Below are 14,394 nucleotides of genomic sequence, written 5' to 3'. Positions count from 1 at the left end.
CCTAAAATGACATTTTTCAAGGATCTTCAGCAGCAATACTTTAATAATAAAAAAGCAACTTCATAAAATGAAAATTAAAAAGGTTTTAGTAGCAAACAGGGGAGAAATTGCAATAAGAATTTTTAGAGCATGTACCGAGATCGGGTTAAGAACGGTAGGAATTTACACCTTCGAAGATCGATACTCCCTCCACAGATACAAGGCCGATGAATCTTACCAGATAGGGGCAGATAAAGATCCTCTTAAACCTTACTTAGATATACAGGCCATCATTAAAGTGGCAAAGAAAAATGGTGTGGATGCCATTCACCCGGGTTACGGATTTCTTTCTGAAAACGCCGAATTCGCCAAACAATGTGAGGAAAACGATATCATTTTCATTGGTCCAAAAGTCTCTGTTCTCAGATCATTGGGGGATAAAGTAAAGGCCAAGGAAGTTGCTGTGAAGAATGATATTCCGGTTATACGAAGCAACGAAAAAGATCTTACAACCGTTGAAATAGCCCTGGAAGAAGCCGATAAAATTGGGTATCCGGTGATGCTGAAGGCTGCTTCAGGTGGAGGTGGCCGTGGAATGAGGGTGATTAGGAGCGAGGAAGACCTTAAAAACGGCTTTAATGAATCCCGAAGGGAAGCTAAAAATGCTTTTGGAGATGACACGGTTTTTCTCGAGAAATTTGTGGAAGATCCTAAACATATTGAGATTCAGATCGTAGGTGATCATCATGGAAACCTGGTGCACCTTTTCGAACGCGATTGCTCGGTCCAGCGCAGGTATCAAAAAGTGATCGAATTTGCCCCGTCCATGGGACTGGATGAAAAAGTAAAACAAAACCTTTACGATTATGCAGTTAAACTTTGTAAGACCGTAGATTACAATAATATTGGAACTGTCGAATTCCTTGTGGACAGGAGTGGAGAGATCTTCTTTATTGAGGTGAATCCGCGAATCCAGGTGGAACACACAGTTACAGAGATCATCACCAATATCGATCTCGTAAAAGCACAGATTTTTATCGCCGGGGGATATAAACTCAGTGATAAACAGATCAAGATCGAAAGCCAGGAATCTATTCAAAAGAATGGATTCGCCCTGCAGTGCCGTATCACTACAGAAGATCCTACCAACGATTTCAAACCAGACTATGGTACCATCACAACCTATAGAAGTGCCTCGGGTTTTGGAATAAGACTGGATGCCGGTAGTATTTACCAGGGAGTAAAAGTTTCTCCCTTCTTTGATTCCATGCTTGTAAAAGTATCTGCAAGCAGCCGTACCCTTGACGGTGCCTGCCGAAAAATGCGACGGGCTCTGGCCGAATTCAGGATTCGGGGTGTGATGACAAATATTGGATTTCTTGACAATATCCTGTCGCATAAGACATTCCGGGAGGGCGATGTGACGGTGAACTTTATAAAAGAACATCCCGAACTTTTCCAGATCAAAAAAACCAGAAACAGAGCCACTAAAATGGTAAAGTTCCTGGGAGATGTGATCATCAATGGGAATGACGATGTCAAAAACCGCGAAAAAAAGAAATTTATTACCCCTGTGGTGCCTTCTTTTAAAGATGATAATGGCTACCCAAAAGGTACCAAAGATCTGTTAACCGAATACGGACCCGAAAAATTTTCCCGCTGGCTTTTACATGAAGGCAAGGTGCATTTTACCGATACTACTATGCGCGATGCACACCAAAGTTTGCTGGCGACCCGTATGCGTACATACGATATGGAAAAAGTAGCCGAAGGTTTTGCACGAAACCATCCGGAAGTATTCAGTATGGAAATTTGGGGAGGTGCGACTTTCGATGTGTGTATGCGGTTCCTTAAAGAGGATCCGTGGGAAAGGTTGAGGATCCTTAGAGCGGCTATGCCCAATATTCTTATGCAAATGCTGCTTCGCGGTTCTAACGGCGTGGGCTATACTGCTTACCCCGATAACCTTATAGAAAAATTTGTAGAGCAGTCCTGGGAGAACGGGATAGATGTTTTCAGGATTTTTGACAGCCTTAACTGGATGGAATCCATAGCACCCTGTATTGACCACGTGCGAAAGAGAACCAATGGTCTTGCCGAAGGAACTATTTGCTACACGGGGGATCTTATGAACCCGAAGGAATCAAAATACAATCTTGACTATTATGTCCAGCTTGGTAAAGATATAGAGAATGCGGGAGCTCACATCATAGGAATTAAAGACATGGCGGGAATCCTGAAGCCCGATGCGGCGTATGAGTTGATATCTGCACTAAAATCCAGAATTAATGTTCCAATCCATTTGCATACACATGATACCTCCTCAATACAGGCGGCTACTTATCTTAAGGCCATAGAGGCCGGGGTCGATGTAGTGGATGTGGCGCTTGGGGGACTCTCCGGGCTTACTTCTCAACCAAACTTTAATTCCATAGTTGAAATGCTTAGGTTCCATGACCGCGGCAGAGCTTTTAATACAGATAAATTAAACGAATATTCACAATACTGGGAAGCAGTAAGAAGCTATTACTACCCCTTTGAATCCGGACTTAAAGCTGGATCGGGGGAGGTTTATAAACACGAGATTCCAGGCGGTCAATATTCCAATCTAAAACCCCAGGCAGAAAGTCTAGGTCTTGCAGATCGTTTCCATGAGATCACCGAAATGTATAGCAAGGTCAATGACCTTTTCGGGGACATCATAAAAGTTACGCCCAGCTCAAAAGTAGTGGGAGATATGGCGCAGTACCTGGTGAGCAATAATCTGAGTATAGAAGATGTCCTGGAGAAAGGGGATGAAATCTCCTTCCCTCAATCGGTAAAAAGTTTCTTTAGAGGTGACCTCGGGCAGCCTCATGGCGGGTTCCCGGAGAAAATTCAAAAGATCGTTCTTAAAGATGAGAAGCCATACAAAGAAAGGCCTAACGCACATCTAGAACCCATTGATTTTGAAAAGGAATTTGCCGAATTTGAAAAAACTTTTGGAGAAGGAATGGGCAGGAATGTTGAGATCACAGATTTCCTTTCCTATAAATTATATCCCAAAGTATTTACAGATTTCTACAACCACCATATGGAATTTGGAGGTGTAATGAATGTACCAACAAAGAGCTTTTTCTATGGAATGGAACCTGGAGAAGAGATCATTGTAGATCTTGACCGCGGTAAGACCTTGTTGATCGAATTCCTTTCAATAGGAGAGACAGATGAGGACGGAATGGCAAAGGTTTTCTTCAAAGTAAACGGACAAACCCGCGCTGTTGAGGTGAAAGACCAGTCGGTCAAGGTAGAGAAAGTGGTACATCAAAAAGTAGACAAGAATGACAAGAAGCAGGTAGGCGCCCCTCTACAGGGAGCTCTGTCTAATATACAGGTGGAGCCGGGGCAAAAAGTGGAGAAAAATCAGCCGTTGTTTGTGATCGAAGCCATGAAAATGGAAACTACTATCACCGCCAATGCTTCGGGAGAAGTTGATAAGATCATCCTTAAAGAAGGAGATATGGTCTACGCAGATGACCTGGTTGTTGTGCTTAAATAGTATCGGGTATTGAGATATGAGATAAGAGATTGGACATATGAATATTGAGAACTATTGGCTGTAAGATCAAGTTTATTTTGAGAAGCGGTAGTTAATTAAAATTATACCGAGAACACAGCCAAAAGCCAGAACCAGATGGCGCGGATTTGCAATCCGTGCCGATTAATTTTATTTGCAACTGGCCCGACAACAAAAAGATCTAAAACCTTAAACCTTAAACTTTGAACCTTTTTCATCATAAACATCCTTACAAACCTTTTATTCCTGAAAATGCCACAAAACTTATTGTGGGCACTTTGCCGCCGCCGCGATTTACTACAAGGGAACTAAAAGAAGGCGACGTGGATTTCTGTTATGGCAGCAGGGACGGAATGTTATGGCAGATCATCGACAGGATCTTTGATCTCGATCTTAAATTTGAAAATACTCCCGAAGCCGTGAAGCAGCGCAAAGAATTCCTGGCGGGTAAAGGCATAGGGATTTGTGACACTGTGGAAAGCTGCAGGAGGGAAAAAGTGGATGCTTCAGATTTGGGGATGCTTCACGTTGAATTACGTGATCTTCTTGGGATACTGCGGGAAAATGCAAAGATAGACACCCTTCTTTTTACGGGTGGCAACAGTAAGAACGGGCCGGAATTCTTCTTCAGGAAATTACTAAAGGAGCAGGATATTAAGATTAAAGTCATTTCTAATGATGTGCCGCGGGTACACCAGTTCCTGCTAGATGGACGCTTGATCAATACCGTTTCCCTCACGGCCCCGTCAGGATCGGCAAACAGGGCTATAGGAAGTATGGAATTGTATAAACATTTGAAAAAACAAAACCCTGAATTCAATACAATTGATTTCAGAGTCTTGCAGTACCGTCAGTTTTTTGAAGACTAGACGGATTCTTTTTCCAGCGGATTTTTTATTTGCTGAGGTTTAGTAGTAAACTTTCCTCTTTTAGGTCGCAGTTTTCCAAAAGTAGGGAGGGGAGTTTTACCTCCTTTGTTCTTTTTTTTCTCCTTTTCCATTACTTTTTGTTCTGCTGGTCTTTGATATTGTCTTTTTCCAGATCAAATTTGTTCGTTTCTCTATCGCGGTTTCCTAATTCTCCACTAAGAGGATCATTATCACTGCTTCTTTTCCTTTTATCGTGTTTATCTTCTATACGTCCCATAATTTCGTTTTTTGAATTCACTTCAAGATACGAAAGTTCATACCCTGTCTCTATTAAATACTTGTTAATAAGAGGGTTGGTTATCTTATGGAATTGATAAAATCCGAAATCCCGGAGGTGCCGCTGTCAGTAAGTTGTTTTATAAAGGCACTGCCAATAATTGCGCCGTTGGTCACTGCCGTAGCCTGCTCAAAACTCGTACTGTCCTTTATTCCAAAACCAACAATTAGAGGGTTCTGTAAACCCATTTTTGACACCCTGTCAAAATATTCTTTTTGTGCTTCGCCAAAACCTCCTGTTCCTCCCGTAACTGCCGCGGTACTTACCATATAGATAAATCCTTCGGAAGCTCTGTCAATCTCCCTAATTCTTTCTTCTGAAGTTTGTGGGGTAACAAGGAACACCGGAAGTAGATCGTACTGCTTAAAAATCTCTTTGTACTGCAGTTCGTATTCTTCCAGGGGAAGATCGGGGATTATAAGCCCGTCAATACCTATTTCGCTGCACTTGCGGCAGAATTTCTCTACCCCGTATTGAAGAATGGGATTAAAATACCCCATGATCAACAAAGGAATGTCGATGCTTTCCCTGATGCTTTCCAGTTGAGAAAAAAGTTTGTTGGTGGTCATGCCGTTCTTTAAAGCGGCTTCAGAACTTTTTTGGATCACCGGTCCATCGGCAAGGGGATCGCTAAATGGCAGCCCTATCTCCACCATGTCCACCCCGCTTTTTTGCAGCTCCTGTAAAATTGTAGTAGTATCGTCAGGTTCGGGATATCCGGCTGTAAAGTATATGGAAAGCAGCTTTTTTGAAGGCTTTTCCTGTAGTTTTTGTTTGATTCTGTTCATGTTCTTTTTTTGAACCTCACAGGTTTTAAAAACCTGTAAGATTTAATTTTATTTTTCTTGCGTCAAGCTGAATTTATTTCAGCTTCCATTAGATCCTGAAACAAGTTCAGGATGACGGTACTTTCAATTTATTTCAGCTTCTTAATGCTCTCAAAACAAGCTCAGGATGACGATGTTTTCAAAACCTGTGAGGCCTGTTTTATTTACAAATTAAAATGTTCGATATAGGTGTTGAGGTCTTTGTCTCCACGCCCCGACAGGTTAACTACCACAACTTCATCTTTCTCAAATTTCCGCTTGTCAAAAATAGCAAGTGCATGGGCAGTTTCTATGGCGGGAATGATCCCCTCCAGTTTGCAGAGTTGCAATCCGGCTGCCATGGCATCCTCATCGGTGATAGAGATGAATTCTCCACGTCCTGTCCTAAACAGGTTCGCGTGCATTGGCCCCACTCCGGGATAATCAAGGCCGGCAGAAATTGAATAAGGTTCGGTGATCTGTCCGTCATCGGTTTGCATAAGCAGGGTTTTGCTACCGTGAATAATGCCTTCCCGGCCTAGAGCAGAGGTGGCAGCGCTTTTTCCGGTAAGGATGCCCTCTCCGGCAGCTTCCACAGCAATGATATTTACCTTTTCGTTATCAAGGTAGTGATAGTAGATCCCGGCGGCATTACTGCCTCCACCTACGCAGGCCACGACATGATCTGGTGCCTCACGACCTTCTTTTTCCTTAAGCTGGATTTTTACCTCTTCAGAAATCACACTCTGGAAGCGGGCTACCATATCGGGATAAGGATGAGGCCCTACAACAGAGCCAATAATATAATGCGTATCCAGCGGATTGTTGATCCAGTCGCGGATTGCTTCATTGGTGGCGTCCTTCAAAGTTTTACTTCCCGAAATTGCCGGGACTACAGTGGCCCCAAGCATTTTCATTCGCGCAACATTAGGCGCCTGCCTTTTAATATCAACCTCCCCCATATAAACAATACATTCAATCCCCATAAGGGCGCAAACAGTTGCAGTAGCGACGCCATGCTGTCCTGCGCCGGTTTCGGCGATGATGCGGTTCTTGCCCAAGCGTTTTGCCATGAGGATCTGCCCAACGGTATTATTCACCTTATGCGCCCCCGTATGGCAAAGATCTTCACGTTTTAGATAGATCTTTGTCCCATATTTTTGACTGAATCTTTCAGCAAAATAAAGTGGAGTTGGTCTCCCTACATAATCCTTGAGCAGCTGGCGGAACTCCTTTTGGAAATCCTCCTCCTGCATGATCTCTAAATATTGGGAGCGTAATTCCTCCACGTTTGGGTATAACATTTCAGGAATAAAGGCACCGCCAAAATCCCCGTAATATCCTTTTTCGTTTACTTGATAACTCATAATGTTCAATTATATAGCCGTTGTCTGAAGATCTTCAGGGCTTCGGCGTCTTTTACTGCCGGGGCAGTCTCAAATTTGCTGTTTACATCTATCCCGTAGAACAAACTTTCTTTTTCCCTTTTTTGAAAGCTACGGTAAAGTTCTTTGATCGCAGGCTCATCCCCGGGACCAATCCCACCACTCAGGAAAAAAGGAGTAGTGGAAGGATAATCTTTTAATACTTCCCAGTTAAACATAATGCCATTGCCACCCTTGTTTTCTCCCTTGGTGTCAAACAGGAAGTAATCTACGATACCTTCGTACGGGCGCAGCCGGTCAAAATCAAATTCTTCTTTAATACTGAAGACCTTGATCAACTCTATTCCTTCTGAAAGCGTTGTTGTAAGCTCCTTGCAAAATGCCGGACTTTCCTCTCCATGAAGCTGAAGTGCCGAAAGCTTATATTTTTCAACCTTCTCCAGGATTTCTTCCTTTGAAGCATTTACAAAAACTCCCGTTCTTTTGATCTTTTCTCCCACCTGAAGAATTTCTTCGGAAACATTCCGCGAAGAACCGGCAAAGAAAATAAGTCCCAGGTAATCGGGATGTAAAGCCTCGATCCTGCTCATATTCTCGGGCTCCCGCATTCCGCAGATCTTCAGTTTCAGGTTCATCAGGCTTTGTTTTTTAATTTCTTAATGAATTCTGAAGCGCTTTTTCCGGGATCTTCGGTTTTCATAAAATTCCCACCAATAAGGAAGCCCTTGAAACCGCTTTTTTGGAGCTCAATAATTGGTGCAGTGTCGCTAATACCGCTTTCGGAGATTTTCACAAACTGGTTAGGGATCTTTTGTGCCAGGTCTTTACTAATGCCAAGATCTACCTCAAAAGTTTTGAGGTTCCGGTTATTTACACCAATCATATCTACGGTGTCAAAAATGGCATTTTCCAGCTCCTCTTCATTATGCACTTCCAACAGCACCTCAAGGCCCAGATCTTTTGCCTTTTTTGAAAGATTTTTAATCTCTTCGGGCTTTAGAATAGCTGCGATCAACAGGATCACATCTGCACCCATGGCTTTGGCTTCAACGATTTGATATTCGTCGATCATAAAATCCTTTCGAAGCAATGGAAGCTTGACTGTTTCTCTTGCAATTGCAAGATCATCCAGGCTGCCGCCAAAGAATTCCTCATCTGTTAGCACCGAAATTCCCGATGCACCCGCAGCTTCATATCCTGCCGTTACAGTGGCAGCATCGGCTTCCAGGTTTATCTCGGGATGAGAAGGGGAGCGGCGCTTAAATTCTGCAATGATCCCTGTGGAGGAATTCTTCAGGTTTTCTTTTAACGAATAACATTTGCGATGAAAGTGGGGCAGGAGTTGCAGGGATTCAGCAGGCACTTCTTCTTTAAGAATGGCTACTTCTTCTCTTTTTCTTGCTGCTATTTTATCCAGTATGTTCATTTTTTTCTAACTAATTTAATTGCTGTAGTTTTTTAAGCGCATTTAAAGCACGGCCTGAACGCAGGCTTTCCTTTGCTTCCAAAAATGCATTTTCCAGCCCTGTATTTTTTGCGGTGTTTATTGCCACTGCCGCATTGGCACAAACCACATTTTCCTGTGCTGCCGTACCTTTATTGCTAAGTACATTCATAAAGATCTCTGCCGCCGAGGATACACTGTCTCCTCCTGAAATTTCGATTGCGTGGACGGCGGTAAGGTTTAGGTCGGCTGGCCTTAACATAGCTTCGGTATTATTGGTGATCATTTTTGTATTTCCGGTAAGGGAGATCTCATCGTAGCCATCAAGGGCGTGTAAAATGGTGAAATTCTTATCTGTTTTCTGGTAAAGATAAGCATACATTCTCGCGAGCTCCAGGCTGTAAACCCCCACTACCTGTTTCTTCGGGAAAGCCGGATTCACCATAGGTCCCAGCATATTAAAGAATGTTTTTACGCCCAGGTTCTTCCTTATGGGTGCTACGTTCTTCATGGCCGGGTGAAATAAAGCGGCATGTAAGAAACAAATTCCCGCCTCATCCATACTTCGTTTTAGGAAATTCTGCTCATTACTGAATTTTATTCCAAAGTGCTCCATAACATTTGAACTTCCGCAGCTTGAAGAAACTCCGTAGTTACCATGCTTGGCTACTTTTACTCCTGCGCCTGCTGTCACAAAAGAGGCAAGTGTGGAAATATTAAAGGTGTCCTTCCCATCGCCACCGGTACCACAAAGATCAATGGGGTCATATTGAGAAAGATCTGTGGAAAGGCACATTTCCAAAAGTGCGTCTCTAAAACCTTCCAGTTCTTCAAGAGTAATGCTGCGCATCATATAAACCGTAAGAAAGGCGGCAATTTGACTGTCATTGTATTCGCCGGTAGAGATGTTTACCAAAACTTTTCTGGCCTCTTCCTTTGAAATAGTTTCATGATTGATCAACCTGTTTAAAATGTCTTTCATCCTGCTAAATTGTTTCGGCTTCCCGATTGTTTGATTCTTCTTTGCTCTTCCTTACCGGACTATTGATCCAGTTGGCAATCATCTTTTTTCCCTGTGGCGTTAAAACCGATTCAGGATGAAATTGCACTCCCCGCACATCGAAATCTCTGTGACGCAGAGACATTACTTCTCCATTCTCATCATAAGAAGTGGCCTCCAAACAGTCTGGCAAAGCCTTGTCAACTACCCATGAATGATAACGCCCTACTTCCAGCTCATTTTCTAATTGATCAAAAAGAGGTTCGTCTTCTACGCATAATTTTATTTTGGATGCCACACCATGATGAACTTCCTTGAGATTGATAATTTTTCCGCCAAAGACTTCTCCTATAGCCTGCTGACCCAAACACACACCAAAAATGCTCTTTTTGGAGGCGTAGGTAGAGATTATTTCTTTGAGAAGGCCTGCTTCATCGGGAATTCCAGGGCCGGGGGAAAGCAGGATCTTGTCATATTTTTCAATATCCTCAAGATTCACTTCATCATTGCGGCGTACAGTTACTACACAATCCAGTTCCTCCAGATAATGTACCAGGTTGTACACGAAAGAATCGTAATTGTCGATTACAAGCACAGAGAATTTAGCTCCTCCTTGGTTCTCTGTAGAGGTTAGGGAATTACCGGTCTTATATTCTTTATTTTCCATTTTTATTTTCTTTTTCTCCTCCTTCCTAAGAAGGGGTGCCCGCTGGGCGGGGTGTTATATCTCTTCAGCCAGTTCCAGTGCTTTTTTAAGAGCTCCTATCTTATTGTAGACTTCCTGTAATTCCCCTTCGGGCGTTGATCCCGAAACTACTCCGGCGCCGGCCTGGTAATAGAGTCGGTGGTTCTTACTTAAAAAAGACCTGATGATGATGGCGTGGTTAAAATTCCCATTGAAGTCCATGAACCCTATGGCACCACCATAAAAATCGCGATTGACATTTTCGTATTTTTCTATGAGCTGCATGGCCTTATGTTTTGGGGCTCCGCTTAGTGTTCCTGCGGGAAAGGTATCGGCTACCATTTGCATGGTGCTCACATCCCTGTTTTTAATACCTGTCACTTTACTCACCAGGTGGATTACGTGAGAGAAATACTGGATCTCCTTATAATTTTCAACTTTCACCTCTTTACTGCTACGGCTTAGATCATTGCGGGCCAGGTCGACGAGCATCACATGTTCGGCATTTTCCTTTTCGTCGGCCGCCAGAACTTTTGCACTTGCAGCATCCTGTTCATCATTTCCGGTGCGTTTGAAGGTTCCGGCAATGGGATGTATCTCGGCTTTGCCTTCTTTGACCACCAGCTGGGCTTCAGGTGAACTTCCAAAGATCTTAAAGCTTCCGTAGTCAAAATAGAAGAGATAGGGGGAAGGATTCACATTTCGCAGGGCACGATAGACATTGAATTCGTCACCTTTAAATGCTTGTGAAAACCTTCGGGAGAGGACCAGTTGAAAAACGTCGCCGCGGTGGCAATGTTCTTTAGCCTTTAAAACCATCTGGCGGTAACCTTCATCGGTTTCATTTGAAGCCGGTTCTCCTTCCGCAGAAAAAGCATAGGAAGCGAAATTTTTGACTTTGAGAAGTTGCTCTATTTGTTCAAGATTGCTCTTTGAATTAAAGCTGTGGTCGAATATGTAGGCTTCATTGTTGAAATGGTTAATGGCTATTATATTCTGATAGATGGAATAGTTGATCTCCGGGATTTCCAGGTCTTCCTTTTTCTTTGAAAGGTTGAGCTTCTCAAAATACTGCACACCGTCGTAAGCGATATAACCAAAAAGACCTTCATTAATAAAATTAAAGTCGGGACCGGTGGTTTTGAACTTTTTAGAGAAATCATGAATACCGGCAGGAACATCAAATTTCGATGAAATTTTAGTTTCCCTGGAAGTGCCATCTGGAAAGAATTCGATAAAATGCCCTTTTTCAACCTTTACTCCTGCGATAGGATTGCAGCAAATGTAGGAGAAGCTGTTTTCGTTCCCGTGATAGTCACTACTTTCCAGCAACAGGCTGTTGGGAAAAATATCCCGAAGCCTTAGATAAACGCTTACAGGGGTAAAGGTATCGGCCAGGAGTTTTTTATAGGTAGTATTGAGTTTGTACATGTTTTTTCTTCTGTTTTTACTGAAATGCGGACATAAAAAAAGGCTTGTCGTGATTGACAAGCCTTTGTATATGATTACAGGAGGTGTTGCTCACGACGATTCACGTAAGGACTTCCACCACCAGTTATTTTTGTTTATCAGTTTCATTAGAATAGCAAATATAGATGGGAAATATTTCTAAAAAAATATTTTATGGAAAAATTTCTTAGGCATAAACAATCTGAAGTTGGAAAGGAGCTCTAAAAGAGCAGGTGATTCTTATATTTGTGAGGATAAATTTAAACATGAAATTATGAAAGAAATAAATCAGGAAGAGTGGAGAGAAAAAATTGCAGAAGATGATGATGCTGTTATTCTGGATGTTCGAACTGAACAGGAAGTAGAGGAAGGTTACATACCCGGCGCAAGGGTCATTGATATCTATAAAGGGCAGGAATTCATCGATGAAATTGATAAACTGGATAAGAGTAAAAATTATTATATCTATTGCCGTAGTGGAAACAGAAGCGGTCAAGCCTGTGCTATCATGGATCAAAAGGGATTTAAAAACACCTATAACCTTCTTGGAGGATTTTCTCAGTGGGAAGGAGAAAGGACAGAATAATCCTACAAATAAATGTTAAAGTTAAAAAAGGCAGAATCCCGGAGATTCTGCCTTTTTTATTTTTTCAAAACAGCAGCAGGAGCAAAGGTTATAAGAAGAATTTAACATTTAAAAACCGGTGTAATAACATTGATTTTTTGCTGTTAAATTCCCCAAAATGCTGATGTGGTTGGTGTTAAAAAGTTTCATTTAAAGATTTAATAATATAGATTCGAAAAATCTTTTAACAATAACCTAAAATCTTTATTATGAATTTAAAGAAGTACTACTCAGGTTTTGCGGCTGCTTTGGCCCTAACCGCAATGGTGTCGTGTTCCCAGGACGAAACACCGAATTCACCAATGCCAGAGGAGCCACAGGCTGCCCAGTCCTATTCTGAGATTATTCCCGGTCAATATATCGTTGTATACAGGGAAGCTGGGAAAATGAGTGGCGATCACCATCTTAACAGTATGCAGGTTCAGCAAAAAACTCAGGCTGTCTTAACCATGAACGAGGTGGAAGGTGCCGAGATCGTAAATGTTTATAGCGCTGCACTATCGGGCGTGACATTGAAAATGTCCAAAAGTGCTGCTCTAAAATTGAGTAAGAGTAAAGATGTAGCTTATGTAGAGCAAGACAGGATTGTAGCTCTTGCCCCTCCATGTGGGACTAAAAATGGGGAACCATGTCCAGATGACGGAGGTGGCGACACCGGTGGAGGAACAGGTACTCAAACAACCCCTTATGGAATTACACGTGTGAATGGCGGAGTTGCCTACACCGGCAGCAATGTTGCGTGGATCATTGACAGTGGGATCGACATTGACCATGAAGATCTTAATGTGGATGCTTCCCGTGGATTTAACGCGTTTACTTCTGGTAGGGATTCCGGGGCTCCAGATGACAATAATGGGCATGGAACACATGTGGCAGGTACTGTAGCTGCTCTTGATAATAATGTGGGAGTCATTGGAGTTGCTGCCGGAGCAACAGTTGTTCCTGTTAAAGTGCTTGACAGCCGTGGAAGTGGATCTTATTCTGGAGTTATTGCCGGGGTGAACCACGTTGCTCAATACGGTCAAACAGGAGATGTTGCCAATATGAGTTTAGGAGGACCAACTTCCAAAGCACTCGACGATGCAGTATTAGCCGCATCTTCAAAAGTTAAATTCGCTCTTGCAGCGGGTAATGAAAGTGCAGATGCTAATAATTCCTCACCAGCCAGAGTGAATGGAACAAATATCTATACAGTTTCTGCACATGATTCTTCAGATAGGTTTGCATCTTTCTCTAACTATGGAAATCCACCTGTAGATTACGCAGCACCAGGAGTATCAATTAACTCAACTTGGAAAGGCGGCGGATACAATACTATTAGTGGAACTTCAATGGCGTCACCACACGTAGCCGGTATACTTTTATTGGGTAACGTTTCTTCCGGGGGAACAGTATCGGGAGACAGGGATAATAATCCAGACACTATTGCTGTACATTAAGGGATAAAAATTTAAAAAATAAAGCATCCTTCGGGGTGCTTTTTTTCGTTTTAATGACTTTGATCAGCCCAGCGGCCAAGTGTTATAAGTACCTTTATACAAACTTTACCACCCATGCGTACTCTCGGATTAATTGGCGGCACTTCCTGGCATTCGTCCATTGTTTATTACCGGCTTATCAATGAGATGGCCGGGAAAAGGACAGGAACTCAAGCAAACCCTCCTCTCATACTTTACAGTCTTAATGTAGAACTTATGCGGGAGAATGATATTGATAAAATAAAGACCACTTATTTGCACATAGCGCGCAAGCTTGAAATTGCCGGCGCCCGGGCTATAGTTATCTGTGCCAATACCCCACACCTGGTGTACGAATACGTGCACGATAAAATATCCATACCCATTTTACATATTGCCGATGCTATAGGTATGGAAGCTACTCGTAAAGGTTATAAAAAATTGGGATTATTGGGCACACGGGCTACGATGAAAGGAGATTTCCTTCATAAGCGGCTTAAGGAGAAGTTCGGGATTGAAACTATAATTCCTGAAGAGGATTTTATGGATGAGATCCACCATTATATTGCTGCGGAACTCACCCGCGGAAAATTTACTGAATCTGCCAAGTCTTTCTTTCTGGACCATATCCAGTTGCTAAAAGAAAAAGGTGCCCAGGCAGTGATAATGGGCTGCACCGAACTACCGCTTTTAATAAGTGAAGAGGACACAGACCTTCCTTTGTTGCAAAGCACTAATCTTCATGCAAAAATGGCTGTGAATTTTATTTTTCAAAAAGAACAGACAGGTACATAAATAAAGA

At 42.5% G+C, this 14,394-nt stretch carries 13 protein-coding genes; 5 read left to right on the top strand and 8 right to left on the bottom strand.

Translation table 11 applies throughout. The annotated features are described in order from the left end of the window. The first annotated feature begins 67 nt into the window (after positions 1-67). Positions 68-3,517: a pyruvate carboxylase gene (locus OU683_RS12810; RefSeq protein WP_268138920.1), complete on the top strand. Its 3,450-nt coding sequence runs from the start codon at positions 68-70 to the stop codon at positions 3,515-3,517. Between the two features lie 221 nt (positions 3,518-3,738). Further along, a complete protein-coding gene (locus OU683_RS12805; RefSeq protein ID WP_268138918.1) occupies positions 3,739-4,404 on the top strand; it encodes a uracil-DNA glycosylase family protein in 666 nt (221 codons plus the stop codon). 130 nt (positions 4,405-4,534) lie between these two features. On the opposite strand, the gene OU683_RS12800 is transcribed toward OU683_RS12805, so the two are convergent. The 8 genes from OU683_RS12800 to OU683_RS12765 form a co-directional block, all read right to left on the bottom strand. After that, positions 4,535-4,681, bottom strand: a complete 147-nt coding sequence (locus OU683_RS12800; RefSeq protein WP_268138916.1) for a hypothetical protein — start codon at positions 4,679-4,681, stop codon at positions 4,535-4,537. 80 nt (positions 4,682-4,761) lie between these two features. Beyond that, the gene (gene trpA / locus OU683_RS12795) at positions 4,762-5,529 is read right to left on the bottom strand and encodes a tryptophan synthase subunit alpha (protein WP_268138914.1); all 768 of its coding nucleotides are present in this window, start codon (positions 5,527-5,529) and stop codon (positions 4,762-4,764) included. A gap of 203 nt (positions 5,530-5,732) precedes the next feature. Continuing rightward, positions 5,733-6,914, bottom strand: coding sequence for a tryptophan synthase subunit beta (trpB, locus tag OU683_RS12790; protein ID WP_268138912.1), 1,182 nt, complete (start codon positions 6,912-6,914; stop codon positions 5,733-5,735). A gap of 5 nt (positions 6,915-6,919) precedes the next feature. Beyond that, the gene (locus tag OU683_RS12785) at positions 6,920-7,567 is read right to left on the bottom strand and encodes a phosphoribosylanthranilate isomerase (RefSeq protein ID WP_268138910.1); all 648 of its coding nucleotides are present in this window, start codon (positions 7,565-7,567) and stop codon (positions 6,920-6,922) included. Then, positions 7,567-8,358, bottom strand: coding sequence for an indole-3-glycerol phosphate synthase TrpC (trpC, locus tag OU683_RS12780; RefSeq protein ID WP_268138908.1), 792 nt, complete (start codon positions 8,356-8,358; stop codon positions 7,567-7,569). Before trpC ends, OU683_RS12785 begins: the two co-directional genes overlap by 1 nt. Before the next feature lie 10 nt (positions 8,359-8,368). Next, complete coding sequence (gene trpD, locus OU683_RS12775) at positions 8,369-9,358, bottom strand: anthranilate phosphoribosyltransferase (protein WP_268138906.1); 990 nt, start codon at positions 9,356-9,358, stop codon at positions 8,369-8,371. Between the two features lie 4 nt (positions 9,359-9,362). Beyond that, positions 9,363-10,043, bottom strand: a complete 681-nt coding sequence (locus OU683_RS12770) for an anthranilate synthase component II (protein WP_268138904.1) — start codon at positions 10,041-10,043, stop codon at positions 9,363-9,365. 54 nt (positions 10,044-10,097) lie between these two features. Beyond that, positions 10,098-11,492 (bottom strand): anthranilate synthase component I family protein, encoded by a 1,395-nt coding sequence (locus OU683_RS12765; RefSeq protein ID WP_268138902.1) that lies wholly within the window; start codon positions 11,490-11,492, stop codon positions 10,098-10,100. 292 nt (positions 11,493-11,784) lie between these two features. On the opposite strand from OU683_RS12765, the gene OU683_RS12760 reads away from it, so the two are divergent. The 3 genes from OU683_RS12760 (at position 11,785) to OU683_RS12750 (ending at position 14,387) form a co-directional block, all read left to right on the top strand. Next, positions 11,785-12,096, top strand: coding sequence for a rhodanese-like domain-containing protein (locus OU683_RS12760; RefSeq protein WP_268138900.1), 312 nt, complete (start codon positions 11,785-11,787; stop codon positions 12,094-12,096). Between the two features lie 248 nt (positions 12,097-12,344). After that, a complete protein-coding gene (locus OU683_RS12755) occupies positions 12,345-13,574 on the top strand; it encodes a S8 family serine peptidase (RefSeq protein WP_268138898.1) in 1,230 nt (409 codons plus the stop codon). 114 nt (positions 13,575-13,688) lie between these two features. Further along, complete coding sequence (locus OU683_RS12750; protein WP_268138895.1) at positions 13,689-14,387, top strand: aspartate/glutamate racemase family protein; 699 nt, start codon at positions 13,689-13,691, stop codon at positions 14,385-14,387. The last annotated feature ends 7 nt before the right edge of the window (positions 14,388-14,394 follow it).

The sequence above is a fragment of the Salinimicrobium sp. TH3 genome, from assembly GCF_026676115.1.
Classification (GTDB): domain Bacteria; phylum Bacteroidota; class Bacteroidia; order Flavobacteriales; family Flavobacteriaceae; genus Salinimicrobium.
The sequence above is the reverse complement of the archived record's forward strand: the minus strand, read 5'-3'. Positions and strand labels throughout refer to the sequence as shown.

Excerpts from the sequence above, each read along its gene's own strand:
- OU683_RS12760 (WP_268138900.1), top strand. The coding sequence starts at position 11,785 with ATGAAAGAAATAAATCAGGAAGAGTGGAGAGAAAAAATTGCAGAAGAT.
- trpD (WP_268138906.1), bottom strand. The coding sequence starts at position 9,358 with ATGAAAGACATTTTAAACAGGTTGATCAATCATGAAACTATTTCAAAG.
- trpC (WP_268138908.1), bottom strand. The coding sequence starts at position 8,358 with ATGAACATACTGGATAAAATAGCAGCAAGAAAAAGAGAAGAAGTAGCC.
- trpB (WP_268138912.1), bottom strand. The coding sequence starts at position 6,914 with ATGAGTTATCAAGTAAACGAAAAAGGATATTACGGGGATTTTGGCGGT.
- OU683_RS12755 (WP_268138898.1), top strand. The coding sequence starts at position 12,345 with ATGAATTTAAAGAAGTACTACTCAGGTTTTGCGGCTGCTTTGGCCCTA.
- OU683_RS12750 (WP_268138895.1), top strand. The coding sequence starts at position 13,689 with ATGCGTACTCTCGGATTAATTGGCGGCACTTCCTGGCATTCGTCCATT.
- OU683_RS12785 (WP_268138910.1), bottom strand. The coding sequence starts at position 7,567 with ATGAACCTGAAACTGAAGATCTGCGGAATGCGGGAGCCCGAGAATATG.
- trpA (WP_268138914.1), bottom strand. The coding sequence starts at position 5,529 with ATGAACAGAATCAAACAAAAACTACAGGAAAAGCCTTCAAAAAAGCTG.
- OU683_RS12765 (WP_268138902.1), bottom strand. The coding sequence starts at position 11,492 with ATGTACAAACTCAATACTACCTATAAAAAACTCCTGGCCGATACCTTT.
- OU683_RS12800 (WP_268138916.1), bottom strand. The coding sequence starts at position 4,681 with ATGGGACGTATAGAAGATAAACACGATAAAAGGAAAAGAAGCAGTGAT.
- OU683_RS12770 (WP_268138904.1), bottom strand. The coding sequence starts at position 10,043 with ATGGAAAATAAAGAATATAAGACCGGTAATTCCCTAACCTCTACAGAG.
- OU683_RS12810 (WP_268138920.1), top strand. The coding sequence starts at position 68 with ATGAAAATTAAAAAGGTTTTAGTAGCAAACAGGGGAGAAATTGCAATA.